The 17,324-nt window shown below is 60.3% G+C and carries 14 protein-coding genes; 11 read left to right on the top strand and 3 right to left on the bottom strand.

Translation table 11 applies throughout. The features are described 5' to 3' along the window. Positions 1 to 121: 121 nt before the first annotated feature. From tkt to yjjJ, 3 genes are all read left to right on the top strand, one after another. A complete protein-coding gene (tkt, locus tag RCH06_RS04675; protein WP_327080269.1) occupies positions 122 to 2,179 on the top strand; it encodes a transketolase in 2,058 nt (685 codons plus the stop codon). A 127-nt stretch (positions 2,180 to 2,306) separates the two neighbouring features. After that, positions 2,307 to 3,305, top strand: a complete 999-nt coding sequence (gene gap / locus RCH06_RS04670; protein ID WP_327080268.1) for a type I glyceraldehyde-3-phosphate dehydrogenase — start codon at positions 2,307 to 2,309, stop codon at positions 3,303 to 3,305. A gap of 306 nt (positions 3,306 to 3,611) precedes the next feature. Beyond that, positions 3,612 to 4,925, top strand: a complete 1,314-nt coding sequence (yjjJ, locus tag RCH06_RS04665) for a type II toxin-antitoxin system HipA family toxin YjjJ (protein ID WP_327080267.1) — start codon at positions 3,612 to 3,614, stop codon at positions 4,923 to 4,925. 191 nt (positions 4,926 to 5,116) lie between these two features. On the opposite strand, the gene RCH06_RS04660 is transcribed toward yjjJ, so the two are convergent. Together RCH06_RS04660 and RCH06_RS04655 are read right to left on the bottom strand one after the other, a co-directional pair. Next, positions 5,117 to 5,392 (bottom strand): YkvA family protein, encoded by a 276-nt coding sequence (locus tag RCH06_RS04660; RefSeq protein ID WP_327080266.1) that lies wholly within the window; start codon positions 5,390 to 5,392, stop codon positions 5,117 to 5,119. A gap of 157 nt (positions 5,393 to 5,549) precedes the next feature. Continuing rightward, positions 5,550 to 6,026: an Lrp/AsnC family transcriptional regulator gene (locus tag RCH06_RS04655; RefSeq protein WP_327080265.1), complete on the bottom strand. Its 477-nt coding sequence runs from the start codon at positions 6,024 to 6,026 to the stop codon at positions 5,550 to 5,552. 129 nt (positions 6,027 to 6,155) lie between these two features. Here RCH06_RS04655 and mdeB point away from each other — a divergent pair, with 129 nt between their 5' ends. Genes mdeB through RCH06_RS04620 form a run of 7 tightly spaced genes read left to right on the top strand, consistent with a single transcriptional unit; the run spans position 6,156 to position 14,968 of the window. Continuing rightward, complete coding sequence (mdeB, locus tag RCH06_RS04650; RefSeq protein WP_327080264.1) at positions 6,156 to 8,819, top strand: alpha-ketoglutarate dehydrogenase; 2,664 nt, start codon at positions 6,156 to 6,158, stop codon at positions 8,817 to 8,819. Positions 8,820 to 8,864: 45 nt separating this feature from the next. Then, a complete protein-coding gene (locus RCH06_RS04645; protein WP_327080263.1) occupies positions 8,865 to 9,881 on the top strand; it encodes a methionine ABC transporter ATP-binding protein in 1,017 nt (338 codons plus the stop codon). Next, the gene (locus RCH06_RS04640; protein ID WP_327080262.1) at positions 9,881 to 10,558 is read left to right on the top strand and encodes a methionine ABC transporter permease; all 678 of its coding nucleotides are present in this window, start codon (positions 9,881 to 9,883) and stop codon (positions 10,556 to 10,558) included. The genes RCH06_RS04645 and RCH06_RS04640 overlap by 1 nt, the downstream gene beginning before the upstream one ends. A 30-nt stretch (positions 10,559 to 10,588) precedes the next feature. Continuing rightward, positions 10,589 to 11,362: a MetQ/NlpA family ABC transporter substrate-binding protein gene (locus tag RCH06_RS04635; RefSeq protein ID WP_327080261.1), complete on the top strand. Its 774-nt coding sequence runs from the start codon at positions 10,589 to 10,591 to the stop codon at positions 11,360 to 11,362. A gap of 57 nt (positions 11,363 to 11,419) precedes the next feature. Next, positions 11,420 to 12,565 (top strand): trans-sulfuration enzyme family protein, encoded by a 1,146-nt coding sequence (locus RCH06_RS04630; protein WP_327080260.1) that lies wholly within the window; start codon positions 11,420 to 11,422, stop codon positions 12,563 to 12,565. Continuing rightward, entirely contained in the window at positions 12,562 to 13,767 is a 1,206-nt protein-coding gene (locus tag RCH06_RS04625) for an MFS transporter (RefSeq protein ID WP_327080259.1), read from the top strand. Before RCH06_RS04630 ends, RCH06_RS04625 begins: the two co-directional genes overlap by 4 nt. 25 nt (positions 13,768 to 13,792) lie before the next feature. Further along, positions 13,793 to 14,968: a M20 metallopeptidase family protein gene (locus RCH06_RS04620; RefSeq protein ID WP_327080258.1), complete on the top strand. Its 1,176-nt coding sequence runs from the start codon at positions 13,793 to 13,795 to the stop codon at positions 14,966 to 14,968. 30 nt (positions 14,969 to 14,998) lie between these two features. Here the strand turns inward: RCH06_RS04620 and RCH06_RS04615 are convergent, their stop codons facing one another. Further along, a complete protein-coding gene (locus tag RCH06_RS04615; protein WP_327080257.1) occupies positions 14,999 to 15,925 on the bottom strand; it encodes a LysR substrate-binding domain-containing protein in 927 nt (308 codons plus the stop codon). Positions 15,926 to 16,067: 142 nt separating this feature from the next. On the opposite strand from RCH06_RS04615, the gene argE reads away from it, so the two are divergent. Beyond that, positions 16,068 to 17,261, top strand: coding sequence for an acetylornithine deacetylase (gene argE, locus RCH06_RS04610; RefSeq protein ID WP_327080256.1), 1,194 nt, complete (start codon positions 16,068 to 16,070; stop codon positions 17,259 to 17,261). The last annotated feature ends 63 nt before the right edge of the window (positions 17,262 to 17,324 follow it).

Genomic DNA, 17,324 nt, shown 5'->3' with positions numbered 1-17,324 from the left:
GCCATTACAAAGCATTGCAACGTGTCGCAAAAGGGGAGACAGGCCATCAAACTGTAAAATGCCGCGTTAGCCTTGGACCCGACCCGCGGTCTTTTTGATTTTCCTTCCCGGAGCAGCCTACATGGCCAACACGCAAATGATGGCGAATGCGATACGCGCACTCGCAATGGACGCCGTACAACAAGCCAACTCCGGTCATCCCGGCGCGCCCATGGGCATGGCCGACATGGCTGTCGCCCTCTGGGGTGACCACCTCAAGCACAACCCCGTCAACCCGCACTGGATGAACCGCGACCGCTTCGTGCTGAGCAACGGCCATGCGTCGATGCTGATCTATTCGGTGCTGCACTTGACGGGCTACGCGTTGCCCATCGAAGAACTGAAGAATTTCCGCCAGTTCGGCTCCAAGACGCCCGGCCACCCCGAAGTGGACGTGACGCCCGGCATTGAAACCACCACCGGCCCGCTCGGCCAGGGCCTGACCAACGCGGTCGGCATGGCACTGGCTGAAAAGCTGCTGGCCAGCGAATTCAATCGCACCAACGGCAAGACTGACCTGACCATCGTCGACCACCACACCTATGTCTTCATGGGCGACGGCTGCCTGATGGAAGGCATCAGCCACGAAGCCATCGCGCTGGCCGGCGCCTGGAAGCTAAACAAGCTGATTGCGCTGTACGACGACAACGGCATTTCCATCGACGGCCAGGTCGCGCCCTGGTTCATCGACAACACGCCGATGCGTTTTACGGCCTGCGGCTGGAACGTGATCGACGCGGTAGACGGCCACGACGCCGCCGCCGTGTCGGCTGCCATTGCGCAAGCCAAAAACAACACCGACAAGCCGACGCTGATCGTCTGCAAGACGCACATCGGCAAAGGCTCGCCCAACCGCGCCAACACCTCCAAAGCCCACGGCGAACCGCTGGGCGCCGAGGAAATCGGCCTGACCCGCACCGCCATCAACTGGCCGCACACCGCGTTCGATCTGCCCAAGGAAACCTACGCCGCGTGGGACGCCAAGGTCAAGGGCGGCAAGAACGAAGCCGCCTGGGACAAGAAGTTTGCCGCCTACACCAAGGCGCACCCCGAATTGGCCGCTGAATTCGTGCGCCGCATGCAGGGCGAGTTGCCAAAGAGCTTTGCGCAACTGGCCGTCGATACCGTCGTGGCCGCGCACACCAAGGCCGAAACCGTGGCCTCGCGCAAGGCGTCGCAACTGGCGCTGGAATCGTTCACCGCCGGCTTGCCCGAACTGCTGGGCGGCTCTGCCGACCTGACCGGCTCGAATCTAACCAACACCCAATCAACGCCTGCGCTGCGCTTTGACGCCAACGGCGACGTGGTGCAACTTGATGCGGCCAACGGCAGCCAGATCGGTGGCCGCCATATCAACTACGGCGTGCGCGAATTCGGCATGGCCGCCATCATGAACGGCGTGGCGCTGCATGGCGGCTTCATTCCCTATGGCGGTACGTTCTTGACGTTCAGCGACTACTCGCGCAACGCCATCCGCATGGCCGCGCTGATGAAGCTGCGCGTGGTGCATGTGTTCACCCACGACTCCATCGGCCTGGGCGAAGACGGCCCGACGCACCAGTCAATCGAGCATGCCGCCAGCCTGCGCCTGATTCCGAACCTCGACGTCTGGCGTCCGGGCGACACCGCTGAAACCGCCGTGGCCTGGGCCGTGGCGCTGGAAAACAAGAGCCGCCCGACGGCCTTGCTGCTGAGCCGCCAGAACCTGCCGTACGCGCCGAAAGACGATGTCGGCCAGATCAGCAAGGGCGCTTACGTGCTGGCCGAGCCGGCAGAAGTCGGCCTGAAGAAAAAGGCCCAGGTCGTCATCATTGCCACCGGCTCTGAAGTGCAACTGGCGCTGAAGGCGCAAGAGCAACTTGCTACGCAAAAGATAGCTGCCCGCGTCGTTTCCATGCCCAGCACAACCACATTTGACCGTCAAGACGCAGCCTACAAGTCGAAAATCCTGCAAGAAGGCATTCCGCGTATTGCCGTGGAAATGGGCGTGACCGACGGCTGGTGGAAATACGGCTGCGCCGCCGTCATCGGCATCGACACCTTCGGCGAATCGGCCCCGGCTGGCGTGCTGTTCAAGCATTTCGGCTTCACGCCGGAAAATGTCGTCGCGACCGTGCGCAAGGTGCTGCGCAAGAAGTAAAACCCCGGTTGGCGCTGGCAGGCGCAAGCGCCAACCTTCACGCCATCCGCTCGCCCTTGACCTTGCGCAAAACAGGCTATGGCGATTGAACGGATGATCAAAAGTTAACTACTGGAGCTAAAGCAAGATGACTATCAAGATGGGTATTAACGGCTTCGGCCGCATTGGCCGCAACGTGTTGCGCGCCGCCGTGCAGAACTTCAGCGACATCGAGATCGTCGCCATCAACGACTTGCTCGAGCCCGATTACCTGGCCTACATGCTGCAGTACGACTCGGTGCATGGCCGCTTCAAGGGTGAAGTTTCGGTCGAAGGTAACACTTTGATCGTCAACGGCAAAAAAATCCGCTTGAGCCAAGAGCGCGACCCGGCCAACCTGAAGTGGGACGAAGTCGGCGCCGACGTGGTGCTGGAAGCCACCGGTCTGTTTCTGGACAAAGCCTCGGGTGAAAAGCACTTGGCCGCTGGCGCCAAGAAAGTCATCTTCTCGGCGCCGTCGAAAGACGATACCCCGATGTTCGTTTTCGGCGTGAACGACGCTACCTACGCCGGCCAGGCCATCATCTCCAACGCCAGCTGCACCACCAACTGCCTGGCCCCTGTGGCCAAAGTCTTGAATGACAAATGGGGCATCAAGCGCGGCCTGATGACTACGGTTCACGCGGCCACGGCAACGCAAAAAACCGTTGACGGCCCGAGCAACAAGGACTGGCGCGGCGGTCGCGGTATTCTGGAAAACATCATTCCATCGTCCACCGGCGCAGCCAAGGCCGTCGGCGTGGTGATTCCCGAGCTGAACAAAAAGCTCACCGGCATGTCCTTCCGCGTTCCCACGTCCGACGTGTCGGTGGTGGACCTGACCTGCGAGCTGAACAGCGAAGCGACGCTGAAAGAAATCTGCGCCGAGATGAAAGCGCAGTCCGAAGGCGCCTTGAAGGGCGTACTGGGTTACACCGAAGACAAGGTCGTCGCGACCGACTTCCGTGGCGATACCCGCACCTCGATTTTTGATGCGGACGCCAGCATTGCGCTGGACGCAACCTTCATCAAGATCGTGGCCTGGTACGACAACGAATGGGGTTACTCGAACAAGTGCCTCGAAATGGCGCGGGTCGTGTCGAAGTAAGGATGCGGTCAAAAATAACTTTCCTGTGTCATACCCGCGAAGGCGGGTATCCAGACTCGTTTGAGCGTTTCAGCCCGTGTCGCTGGATTCCCGCCTTCGCGGGAATGACGGACGGGAAGTTATTGATTGCCAAATCCTAAGTCTTCTTCACTTTCGTCAAAAATGCGCCTTCGGGCGCTTTTTTTTGCCCGGAATTTAACCTGTCGTTTTAGAAAGTATCTATTCACTATAATGCGAAAAATCGGAAATCATCCGATGATAATGGCTGAAAGTATCTATTCATAAACCTATTCATCAGGCCCGCCCATGGCAACTCACGCGCTGACTGACGCTCTGCTGTCCGCCCTGCGCGCGCAAGGCGGCGTTGCCACCAGCATTGAATTGCAGACGCGCCTGAGCGTGAGCCAATCGACCGTGTCCCGCGCACTCGCGCCGCTGCTGGCGGCAGGCGACGTGCGCCAGACCGGCGCGGCGCGGGCGCGGCGTTACCTGCTGCCGCGCCACATTCCGGGCGCAGGGCGCGAATTGCCGGTGATGCGCGTCGATGCACGCGGACAGGTCACGGCGTTTGGCTGTATCGTGCCGTTGCCGGGCGGGCGGTTTTGGGTCGATGAGGCGGATGGTGTGAGTGAACTGCACGCCGGCCTGCCCTGGTTTCTGGACGACATGCGCCCGCAAGGATTCATGGGCCGCACCTTTGCCCACGCCCATCCGGCGCTGGAGCTGGCGGCTGATCCGCGCCATTGGAGCGCCGACGACGCGCTCAAGGCGCTGGCCAGCTTTGGCGACGATTTGCCCGGCAATCTGATCGTCGGCGAGCCGGCCTTCGAGCGCTTTCACACGCTGGGCGAGCGCGCCTCGCGGGCGGCCTCCAGCGCCGACTACCCGCGTCTGGCGCAGCAAGCCATGCTGGGCGCGCTGCCCGGCTCGTCAGCCGGTGGCGAGCAGCCCAAGTTCTGCACGCTGACGGATGGCCGCGCGGTGATCGTCAAGTTCTCGCCCGCTGGCGATTCCGACGTGGACCAGCGCACGCGCGACCTGCTGGTGTGCGAGCACCTGGCGCTGCAAACGCTGGCCAGCGCCGGTTTGCCGGCCGCCCGCACGCAGGTGTTTTTGATCGATAACCGGATGTTTCTGGAATCCGAACGCTTTGACCGTACCGCCGCCGGGCGTATCGGCATGGTCTCGCTGCAGGTTTATGACGCACAATACGTCGGCCAGGAAGACAACTGGGCCGCCACCGCCGGTCGTATGGAGGCGCGTTCGCTGCTACGACCGCAGGACGCGGCGCACCTGCGGTTGCTGGAAGCCTACGGCGTGCTGATCGCCAACACCGACCGCCATTACGGCAACATTTCCCTGCTGCTGGATGACGACGACTGGCAGCTGTCGCCCACCTACGACATGCTGCCGATGCTCTACGCGCCGGTGGGCGGCGAGCTGGTGGCGCGCGACTTTGCCGCCCGTCCGCTGCAACCCAGCGCCGCCACGCTCGATCAGTGGACGCAGGCCAAGGAACTGGCCATCGCCTTCTGGCAAACCGCCGCGCAGGACGCACGGATTTCGGCAGGTTTCAGGGCCGTGGCATCAGGCAATCTGCAAACCCTTCGAATGTTGTAACGCTGACTGTCCGTTGTAGCGCATTCGCTCAGAGCAATGCAAGCCTATTTATTCATCAAAAAGGTTATTTGCGCATGGTGGTATTGCGTATTTAGCTATTAATATAGTAGCAAATATGCTGGATTCCTTGCCCGCTGTGATTTCCAGTCAAGCAGATTCCGTTTTAACCGGCTACAGCGCCCACGCAAGGTTCAGCCGGCGCGGCGACTGGCCGCTGCCTGCGCAATCTCGGGCGGCAGGCGCTTGAGCAGCCAGCGAATCGCCAGCGGCACCAGCACCAGGTCGTCGACCAGGCCGATCACCGGCAGCACATCGGGAATCAAATCGATGGGCGAAAAGAGATACAGCGCAATCAGTGCCGTGCCCCATTTCAGCCAGCCTGGCGCGTCCGGGTGGCGCAGCGCAAACCACAACTGTCGCGCGTCCCCGCGCACGACCGTCCAAAGCAGGGTCAAGCGTTTCAACATGACAATCAATCTCCTTACTGATCGGATCCTGATGGACCCGCATTGGCTACAAATGGCGCTGGCCAGGGCGACTGCAAGGCTTTATCACCGGACGTTACATTCGGTGCCTGAGCGTTGCTGGCAACGCTCAGGCGCGTTTAAAAATCGTGGTCATGCATCAACGCAGCCGGCCCTGCACAGGCAAGGGCAGGGCCGTTTTGTAGCGCACCTGCTTGAGCGCAAAACTGGATCGGATCTTTTCGATGCCCGGAATGGGCGTGAGCTGTTCCACGATGAATTTTTCAAGGGCAGCAATGTCGGTGATGGCCACGCGGATCAGGTAGTCGCTGTCGCCGCTCATCAAATAGCATTCCATGACCTCGTCGTGCTCTGCAATGCGCTTTTCAAACTCGGCCAGCGCGGCCTTGCTCTGGCTTTTCAGGCTGATGGAAATAAAAACGTTCAAGCCAATGCCCAGGGCTGCGGCGCTCACCAGTGCTACATAGCGTTCTATAACACCATGCTCCTTCAGCGCCTTGACGCGCGCCAGACAAGGCGAAGGGGACAGGTGGACCTGACGCGCCAGTTCCACGTTGGTCAGTCCACCGTTGTTTTGCAAGGCATCAATAATGCGCAAGTCAACTGAATCTAGCATAAAAATTTGAAAAGTTAATGTAGTGCAGCATATTGTGCTGTGAGTTCGGGTATGTCTTCCCCGAGATCAGCAGCCTGTGCGCACTTTATTTGCGTAAATTCATTCATATGACTTGCTTGTTTTCAACCCATGAACTTTGCACACATGAATGATCCGCTCGATACCGATCCTGAAGAAACCGGCGAATGGCAAGACGCCCTGGCGGTCCTGTTGGCCACGCAGGGACCGGAGCGTGCCCGCTTTGTGCTCGACACCCTGGCGCGCCAGGCGCGCACCGCCCGTGTCGGTTGGCAGCCCGAGTTGTGCACGCCTTACGTGAACACCATCGCAGTGGACCAGCAACCGCCATTTACCGGCGACCTGGCCATTGAAGAGCGGCTTGCCTCGCTGATGCGCTGGAACGCCCTGGCGATGGTGGCGCGGGCCAACCAGGCCTACGGCGACCTGGGCGGCCACATTGCCAGCTATGCCAGTGCTGCTGATCTGTTCGAGGTTGGCTTCAACCACTTTTTTCATGCGCGTGACCAGCGCCCCGAAGGCGGACATCTGGGCGATCTGGTGTTCTTCCAGCCGCACAGCGCCCCGGGCGTGTACGCGCGGGCTTACCTGGAAGGCCGCTTGAGCGAGGCAGACCTGGGCTACTACCGTCAGGAGCTGACCAGCCCTGCCGCGCTGGACGGAACCGGTGCGCGCGGCCTGTGCAGCTATCCGCATCCCTACCTGATGCCTGATTTCTGGCAGTTCCCGACCGGCTCCATGGGCATCGGTCCGATCAGCTCGATCTACCACGCCCGTTTCATGCGCTACCTGAGCCACCGGCAACTGCTGGACTGCGCGAACCGCAAGGTGTGGGGCGTGTTCGGCGACGGTGAAATGGACGAGCCTGAAAGCATGAGCGCGCTGACGCTGGCGGCCCGTGAGGGGCTGGACAACCTGGTCTGGGTCGTCAATTGCAACCTGCAGCGGCTGGACGGGCCGGTGCGCGGCAATGGCCGCATCATCGACGAGCTGGAAAAGCTGTTTTTCGGTGCTGGCTGGAACGTCATCAAGCTGGTCTGGGGCAGCGACTGGGACGGGCTTTTTGCCCGTGATACGGGCGGTGCGCTGACCCGTGCCTTTGCCGGCACCGTCGATGGGCAGATGCAGACGTTTGCCGCCAAGGACGGACGCTACAACCGGGAAACCTTTTTTGGCCAGAACGAAGAACTGGCCCACCTGGCGCAGGGCATGACTGACGAGCAGATCGACCGCCTCAAGCGCGGCGGCCATGACCTGGTGAAGATTCATGCGGCCTATGCCGCCGCTGCCGCGCACCAGGGTCAGCCGACCGTCATCCTGGCGCACACCAAAAAAGGCTACGGCATGGGCAAGGCCGGGCAGGGCAAGATGACCACCCACAGCCAGAAAAAACTCGACGAAAAAGAACTGATCGAATTCAGGAACCGCTTCAACCTGCCATTGAGCGACGCGCAGGCCACGTCGCTGGCGTTTTTCAAACCCGCCGCGGACAGCCCGGAAATCCAGTACCTCCATGCGCGCCGCCAGGCTTTGGGCGGCTACCTGCCGCGCCGTGACACCGCATGCGCAACCCTGCCGGTGCCAGCGCTGGCGCGCTATGCCTCCTTTGCACTGCAGCCGGAAGGCAAGGAAATGAGCACGACCATGGCTTTTGTCCGCATGCTGGGCGGATTGCTGAAAGATGCCGCGCTGGGTCAGCGCATCGTGCCCATCGTGGCCGACGAAGCGCGCACGTTTGGCATGGCCAATCTTTTCAAACAGGTGGGCATCTATTCCAGCCTTGGCCAGCGCTATGCGCCTGAAGACATCGGCTCGGTCCTGAGTTACCGCGAAGCCATCGACGGCCAGATCCTGGAAGAAGGCATCAGCGAAGCCGGCGCCATGGCCAGCTGGACGGCGGCGGCCACCAGCTACAGCGTGCATGGCCTTGCCATGCTGCCGTTTTATATCTATTACTCCATGTTCGGATTCCAGCGGGTGGGCGACCAGATCTGGGCGGCTGCCGACCAGCGCGCCCGGGGTTTCCTGCTGGGCGCGACCTCGGGGCGCACCACCCTGAGCGGGGAAGGGCTGCAGCACCAGGACGGCAGCAGCCACCTGATCGCCGCCACGATTCCGAACTGCAAGGCCTACGACCCGGCCTTTGCCGGTGAACTGGCCGTGATCCTCCAGCATGGCATGCAGGAAATGCTGGTCGAGCAGCAGGACGTGTTTTATTACCTGACGCTGATGAACGAGAACTATGCCCAGCCCAATTTGCCGCCCGAGGTGCACGCTGATGTGATTTCGGGCTGCTACCGCTTCGGCCACTATCCGGCGGCGGATGGTACGCGCGAACCGGGCAGCGCAGCCCTGAAAGTCACGCTGATGGGGTCAGGGGCGATTCTCACCGAGGTGATCAAGGCGGCCCATCTGCTGGCAGCGCAAGGCGTTGACGCCGAGGTGATCAGCGTGACCAGCTGGAGCGAGCTGGCGCGCCAGGCCCAGGCCAGCGCGCCAGGCGGGACCCGCGCCGCCTGCGATACTGATGCGTGCGAAGCGTTTGTTACGGCGAAGCTTCTGCAAACCGAGGGGCCGATCGTGGCAGCGACCGACTACGTGCGTGCCGTGCCTGAAAGCATCCGCGCTTACCTGCCGCCGGGACGTGCCTACACCACGCTGGGCACCGATGGCTTTGGCCGCAGCGACACCCGGACGGCGCTGCGCCGGTATTTTTCGGTGGACGCGGCCAGCATTGAACGCGCTGCATGGCGCGCCCTTCAGGCCAGTCCGTGAGTGCACCCCGAAGAATTCTTGCGGCCGATTGAATAGGATAAAAATGTGATTCACCTGAAAAATGTGCACAAGAGTTATGTGGTCAAGGACAAGCAGATTCCGGCCCTGAGCGGCATTGACCTGTCCATAGTGAGGGGGGAAATATTTGGCGTGATTGGCCATTCGGGGGCGGGCAAATCCACCCTGGTCAGGCTAATCAATTTGCTGGAGCGGCCGTCCGGGGGCGAGATCATCGTCGACGGCGAGGCCATACTGGCCTACGACAACCTGGCGCTGCGGAACTTCAGACGAAACATCGGCATGATCTTTCAGCATTTCAACCTGCTGAGCTCCAAGACGGTGGCTGAAAATGTCGCGTTTCCCATCCGCATTGCCGGTGAACGGGACACTGCAAAAATTGATGCGCGGGTGGACGAGATGCTTGACCTGGTGGGGTTGAGCCGGCACAAGCACAAATATCCCAAACAGCTGTCGGGCGGTGAAAAGCAGCGCGTGGGCATTGCCCGCGCCCTGGCCAACCGGCCCAAAATCCTGCTGTGCGACGAGGCCACCAGTGCCCTTGATCCGCAGACCACCCGGTCCATCCTGCAACTGCTGCGGGAAATCAATGAAAAACTGGACCTGACGATTGTCCTGATCACGCACGAGATGGATGTGATCCGCACGATTTGCGACCGCGTCGCCGTGATCGATGGCGGCAAAATCGTGGAAAGCGGGCCGGTGACGCAGGTGTTTTTGCATCCCCGGCATCCGACGACCCGCAACTTTGTCATGGAGGCAGAAGACTTGTCAGAGGACGAATTCAGCGAAGGCCTCAACCAGACCGGCGAAGGCATGGTGCGGCGCCTGACCTTCATGAACGAATCGATGACGCAACCGGTTTTTACCCGCATTGCTAGGCAATGCGAGGTTGATTTTCTGATTCTCAATGGCCGTTTTGGAAAAATCAAGTCAACGCCCTGTGGGCAACTGACCGTCGCTTTCAAGGGCGACACCGAAAATGCTTTGGCGGCCATCCAACAACTCGCCGAGGCCGGTGTGGTGGTCGAGGAGAGCTTTTAATGACTGAATTTTTTCAAAGCCTGATGTCGAGCGGTGTGGCCTGGGATGACATCGGATGGGCGTCGATTGACACGCTGCTGATGCTGGGCGGCGCCCTGTCGCTGACGCTTTTGCTGGGGTTGCCGCTGGGCATCCTGCTTTTCCTGACGAGTCCAAAAAAACTGCTGGCGTCGCCACGAACCTACGCGTCAGTTTCTTTTGGCGTGAACATCTTGCGGTCGCTGCCGTTTGTCATCTTGCTGATTGCCATGATTCCGGTGACCGTTTTGCTGACGGGCACATCGCTCGGTGTGGCCGGTGCCATTCCACCGCTGGTTGTCGGCGGGACACCGTTTTTTGCACGCCTGGTGGAAACGGCGCTGCGCGAGGTCGATCACGGCATCATTGAAGCCTCCTTGGCGATGGGTGCCAGCGTGCGGCAGATCGTGACCGGTGCGCTGCTGCCCGAAGCCCTGCCCGGCATCATTGCGGCGGCCACGGTCACAGCCATTGCGCTGGTGTCTTACACCGCCTTGTCCGGTGTGGTCGGCGGTGGCGGCCTGGGCGACCTGGCCATTCGTTATGGCTACCAGCGCTTTCAGCTCAATGTGATGTTCATCACCATCATCTTGCTGCTGATTCTGGTCCAGATGCTCCAATGGGCCGGGGACCGGCTGGTCACGCATTTCAGTCGCTGAGGTTTGGTTTTTTTAACGCAAGGAAAATCTATGAAGAAGTTATTGATGGCGCTCGTATTCGGCACTTCCCTGATGGCGCATGCCGCCGACAAGCTGGTGATTGGCGCAAGCCCGACGCCGCATGCCGAGTTGCTCGAACACCTCAAACCCATGCTGTTGCAGCAGGGGGTGGACCTGGACATCAAGGTCTACACCGATTATGTCCAGCCCAATGTCCAGCTGGTCGAGAAACGCATCGATGCCAACTTCTTCCAGCACAAGCCCTACATGGACGAATTCAACCGCAGCCGTGGCGCGTCCATCCAGGCGGTGGCCGATGTGCTGATTGCGCCCTTTGGCGCTTACTCGAAAAAAATCGCCAACATCTCGGAACTGAAGGACGGCGCGGTGGTGGCCATACCGAACGACGCGGTGAATGGTGGCCGCGCCCTGCAGTTGCTCGACCAGGCCAAGGTCATCAAGCTGACCGATCCCAAAAACAACATGTCCACCGAAAGAGACATTGCGCAGAACCTGAAAAACATCAAGATCAAGCAGCTTGAAGCTCCCATGCTGCCGCGCGTGCTTGGCGAAGTCGATCTGGCCATCATCAACACCACCTTTGCGCTGGAAGCCAAGCTCAGCCCGAGCAAGGATGCGCTGATCCTTGAAAGCGGACAGTCCAACTACGTCAACCTGCTCGCGGCCAGGGCCGACAACAAGGACAGCCCTGCCATGAAAAAACTGGTGGCGGCATTGCAGTCGCCGGAGTCGAAAAAGTTCATTCTTGAGCGATTCAAGGGCAATATCGTCCCGGCTTTCTGAAATCCCTTGCCCCTTTTGTCTGTTTGCTCCCTTTAATCCCTACGCTCTGAAAAATCCATGAAACCCGGAAAACAATACAAAATCGAAACCCTGGCGGTGCATGCCGGACACTCTGTCGATGTCGGCACCGGCGCGGTCACCGAAGCCATTCACCTTTCAACCACTTTCGAGCGCGATGCGGACGGGGGTTATTCGCGGGGCTTTCTTTATTCGCGCAACCACAACCCGAACCGCAATGGGCTGGAAGCCGCGCTGGCCGCGCTTGAAGGCGGCGCTGCCAGTGCCGCCTTCGGCTCCGGTCTGGCGGCCGTGACCGCGATTTTCCAGGGCTTGATGCCGGGCAACCATGTGATTGCACCGGTGGACATTTACCACGGCACGGCCAATGTCCTGAAGCATCTTTTCGCCAAATGGGGCGTCACCGCTTCGTTTGTCGACATGACAAATCTGGACAGCGTGCGCCAGGCCTTGACGCCGCAGACCAAAATCATCTGGATCGAAACGCCATCAAATCCGCTGCTGCAATGCGTTGATATCACCGCCATCGCAGCGATTGCCCGCCAGCATGGCGCGCGTGCTATTGCCGACAACACGTTTGCCAGCCCGGTGCTTCAGCAGCCGCTGGCGCTGGGGTGCGACATGGTGATGCACGCCACCACCAAGTACCTGGGCGGGCGCAGCGACGTGCTGGGCGGGGCCGTTGTGTCGCGGCTGGACGACGAGCATTTCGCCCAGTTGCGCACCGCGCAGCTTTATGGCGGCGCTGTGCCTTCGCCGTTCGACTGCTGGCTGGTCATGCGCAGCCTGCCCACCCTGCCGTACCGCATGCAGGCGCACTGCGCCAATGCGCAAAAGGTCGCCGAATTCTTGCAGCAGCATGAAAAAGTCAGTGTGGTGCATTACCCCGGCTTGCCGGACAACGCTTTTCATGCCATTGCCAGCAAGCAGATGTCCGGCTTTGGCGGCATGCTGTCGTTCGAGGTCAAGGGCGGCAAGGACGCAGCGATGGCACTGGCCGCGCATGTGGAAATTTTCACCCGCGCCACCAGCCTGGGTGGGGTCGAAAGCCTGATTGAACACCGCGCATCGATCGAGGGCCCTGAAAGCAAGACACCACAAGGCTTGCTGCGGGTGTCTGTCGGACTTGAAAACGCTGACGACCTGATCGACGACCTGAGCTCGGCGCTGACGCACTGTTCATGAACCAGCGGCGGTGGGCCGTCGCGTTGATCGTGTCGGCCCAGTGGCTGGGCACGTCGCTGTGGTTCAGTCCAAACAGTGCCGCCGATGACCTGATGGCGGCCTGGCATATAGGCCCTGCCCAGTTTTCCTGGCTGATTGCGGCTACCCAGTCAGGCTTCATTGCCGGCACGCTGTGGCTGGCTTACTCTGGCTGGGCCGACCGGTATTCAACCAGCCGGATTTTTGCAATCGCCTGCGTGTCAGGCGCCCTTGTCAACGCAGCGTTTTCAGGCGGCTGGGTTGGTTTCGAGTCGGGGCTGGTGCTGCGCTTTGCGGTGGGCGTGTGCCTGGCGGGAATCTACCCCTTGGGCATGAAGATGATCGTCGGTTGGGTGGGCGGCAAGTCCGGTGCCGCGCTGGGACTGCTGGTGGGCATGTTGACGCTGGGCACTGCGCTGCCCCATGGCGTGCGGGCGCTGGGCGCCACCCTGCCCTGGCAAACCGTGATCCAGGTGTCTTCTGCCCTGGCATTGGCCGGGGCAGTACTGGTGTATTTTCTGGGGGATGGTCCTTACCTGAAAAAGAGCGATGGCCACCGGGGCGCTTCATTGGGCCGGGCGTTTGGCGTCTTCAAAATCCCCGATTTCAGGGCCGCTGCCCTGGGCTACTTTGGCCATATGTGGGAGTTGTATGCATTTTGGGCGGTGTTGCCCTGGCTTGCCGCCCAGTTGCTGCTGGATGCGGGATCAACCACTTGGGGTCTGCCGGGGTCGGTTGCCGCGGTCAGCTTTTTCTGCATTGCAGCAGGTTTTCTCGGCTGTGTTTGCGGTGGGCGTGTCAGCCTCAAGCTGGACAGTGTTTATGTGGCCGCGTTCGCCTTGCTGGCTTCGGGCTTGCTGTGCCTGGCTTATCCCTTGCTGCCCCCCGACTGGCTGCTGCTGCGCTTTGGGGTGCTGCTGGCCTGGGGCTTTTTTGTGGTTGCCGATTCTCCACAGTTCTCGTCCATCTCGGCCCGGAGCTGCCCGCCGCAATCGGTGGGCAGTGCGCTGGCTGTGCAGAACAGCCTAGGATTTTTGATCACCATCGTCAGCATCACCATTTTGTTGAGCGTCATTGAAGGGCTGGGCAGCAAGGCTGTCTGGATCTTGCTGCCAGGACCGCTTTTGGGCCTGGCGGGAATGTGGCCCCTGCTGAAAAAAACCAGAGCCGGCGTCGTCGTTTAAACACACCCACCATGAGGAATCAAGCATGACCGAATCAGTCGCGGATATTTCGAGGCGCTACCAGAGTTACATGGTGGAGCTGCGGCGCAAGATACACAGCCACCCTGAACTTTCGTTCGAGGAACAAAGCACCTCAAAACTGGTGCAGGACGAGCTGAACAGGCTGGGTATTCCCTTTGAGCTTGCAGGCAACTACGGAATTGTTGCGACCATCGAAGGCAAGAACCCGCACCAGATGGTGGCCCTGCGCGCCGACATGGACGCCTTGCCCATCCATGAAGACAACGCGCACCTGCCGTATTGCTCAAAAAACCCTGGTGTCATGCACGCCTGCGGCCATGACGGCCACGTGGCCATGCTGCTGGGCGCCGCACAGGTTTTTCAGCATGTCAAAGACACGATGAATGGCACGGTGAAACTGTGTTTTCAGCAGGCTGAGGAACGCGGCGGCGGCACGGCAGAAATACTCAAACTGCTGGCGCCATTTCCGGTCAAAAGTGCGTTTGCTATTCACCTGTGGTCAGAAATTGAAAGTGGAAAATTTTCCGTGCAGGCCGGGCCGCGCATGGCGGCAGGCGACAACTTTGAAGTTGTCATCCAGGGGGTGGGCTGCCACGGGGCCACGCCGCACCGCGGGGTTGACCCGATCGTGGTGGCGTCGGCCATCGTGATGAACGTGTCGCACCTGATCGCGCGGGAAATTGACCCGACGCATGCGGCAGCGCTCACGTTTGGCAAGCTGCACAGTGGCGAAGCGGGCAATGTTATTCCTGACAAGGCCGTTTTGGCAGGCACCCTCAGAACTACCGACAAGGCGGATCAGGCTCATTTGCAGGCGGCGTTGCGCCGGGTGGTGCAAAGCACGGCAGACGCCTTTCGGGCCACTGCGGAGGTGAGCATCAAGCGCGGCGGCCCCATGCTTTTCAACGAGGCGCGCTGCAGCCAGCTGGCCGAGCAGACTGTTCAGGATCTGTTCGGCGCCAGCGACCTGATTGCATTTCCGCCGCTGATGGTGTCTGAAAACTTCGGTGACTTTCTCGATGTGTACCCGGGCTTGATGGCCTTCATCGGGGTGCGCAACGAAAGCCGGGGTGCCTGCTTTGCGCACCATCATCCCCGGTTCAATATTGACGAGGACACGCTGTACCGGGGCGCGGCGCTGCATGTGGGCTACGTGTTGAAGTGTTTTGAAAGCCTGTAGTTTGGCGTGCACTGTCTCGCGGCCTATCGCTTAAGCCACCTTGAGGCCCAGACCCGGGCCACTGAAGGTGAGCTCCATGAATGCCCTCAAGGCATCAGCGGCGCTTGACAGCGGCTGCTCAATGCCCCAGGCCAAACCGATTTCGATGGATGGCAAGCCGTTCATCAAAGGCCGCGTCTCGATTCGCAGCCCTTCGCTGGAAAACGGCCGGTAAATCACATCCGACAAAATCGTCACGCCCATGCCTTGTGCCACCAGGCTGCGCACCGCTTCAACCGAACTGACGCGGTAGCGAATCTTCGGCTCCAGCCCTGCCTGTTGCCAGAACAACAGCGTGTTGCGCGGCGTTTCGTCGGCGTTGTAAAGCACATAGGGCAGCTCACTGATGTCGCTCAGTGAAACGTTGCGCTTGTTCAGCAGCGGATGCGAAGCGGGCAACCACAACTGCCGGCGCGAACGCGTCAGCGGCACGGTGTTGAAAGCGGCGGGCTGATCCAGGTTGATCAGCCAAAGCACGCCGATATCAACTTCAGTGCGCAGCAAAGCGCTTTCCAGCAGCGGGCGCTCCAGCTCGATCACCTCGACCTCGATCTGCGGGTAAGCGCTTAAAAAACGGGCAATCGCCGGCACCATGTAAGAGCCCAGCATCGAAGGCGTTGCACCAAGCCGAACGCGGCCAGAAATATCCTGCGATATCAGTCCGGGGTCGTGAAGGGCCGAATTAACAGCGGCCACGATGCTGTAGGCGTGGTGCAGAAACTTTTGGCCATCGACCGTCAGCGAAACGCCCGAGGCGTGATGGCGCAAAAACAGCTTCAGGCCCAGGATGGACTCCAGCTCCCTGATGGCCACGGTGATGGTGGTCTGCGTGACGTAAGCCTTGGCAGCGGCCGCCGAGAACTGACCCGTTTCAGCCGCCGCCAGAAAATAGCTTATTTGCTTGAAGCTTATCTGCATTAATAATTTTCATCCAATAGCTGACTATTTTCCATTTTATGAAAATCCTGAGTCTTCATACAGTCGGCTACGGGCATTGCCAAGATGCGCCCACGATTGTATGAATAAAATTCAGCCACTACGGGAAAACCCTAGGAACTTCATGACCACGACCACTTCCCCTGCACTGCTCCAGCCCTCGCCCGACGTTCTTGCCATGATCGAGCGGCTGATTGCGTTTCCGACGGTTTCCCGCGACTCGAACCTCGGCATGATCGAATGGATACGCGACTATCTGGCCGGGCTGGGCGTCACCTCGCGCCTGACCTATGACGCCGCCGGGAAGAAAGCCAATTTGTTTGCCACGCTCGGCGAAGGCAGCAAGCCGGGGCTGATTTTGTCCGGGCACACCGACGTTGTGCCGGTCCAAGGCCAGGCGTGGGACACAGACCCCTTCAAAGCCACCATCAAGGATGGGCTGCTCTATGGCCGTGGGTCTTGCGACATGAAAAGCTACATCGCCACCGCACTGGCACTGGCCCCCCGGTTTTTGGCCGCCAAGATGGACGCGCCGCTGCATCTGGCCTTTTCGTATGACGAGGAAGTCGGCTGCATCGGCGTGAAAAGCCTGATTGCTGACCTGCAGGACATGAACCTGAAAACCGCCGGCTGCATCGTCGGTGAGCCGACTTCGATGCAGCCCGTCATTGCGCACAAGGGAACCCATCGTTTTCGCTGCTGCGTCACGGGCCGGGAAGCCCATTCCAGCTACACCAATCTGGGTGTCAATGCGATTGAATACGCCGCGCGCATCATTGTCTACATCCGGCAAATGGCTGACCGCTTTGCGCAGCTTGAAACCCGCGATTACGGCTTCACCGTGCCGTACACCACGATGCAAACCGGCCTAATTCGTGGTGGTTTGGCGTCCAACATCGTGCCCAAGGAATGCATTTTCGAATTCGAGGCACGCACCATGCCGGGCACCGACGCCACCCATTTGCTGGAAGAAGTCGAAAGTTTTGCCGCCCGGCTGCTGCCTGAAATGCTGCTGGTCGAACCCAACGCAAAAATCGCTTTTGAGCGGCTGGCCTCTGCGCCCGGCCTGAGCACCAAGGAACATGAAGCGATCGTGCAGTTGGCCATTGCCTTGTCGCGCAGCAAGGCCACCGGCGCGGTCTCGTATTGCACCGAAGCCGGGCTGTTTCAGGGCGCTGGCATTCCAACCGTTGTCTGCGGTCCCGGCAGCATTGAGCAAGCCCACCGGCCCAACGAGTTTGTGCCCCTGGAGCAAGTGGCGCAATGCGAGGCTTTTCTGCTTCGCCTGCTCGACCCTGTGCCTGCCTTCTCGCAATAAACGGGCAGCCTGACAGGTTGTCCAACAGTCCGTCTGGCTTTTTTCAGCGTAATTTACGCGTTG

This window comes from Polaromonas sp. CG_9.5 (genome assembly GCF_035984465.1).
Lineage (GTDB): Bacteria > Pseudomonadota > Gammaproteobacteria > Burkholderiales > Burkholderiaceae_C > Polaromonas.
The sequence above is the reverse complement of the archived record's forward strand: the minus strand, read 5'-3'. Positions and strand labels throughout refer to the sequence as shown.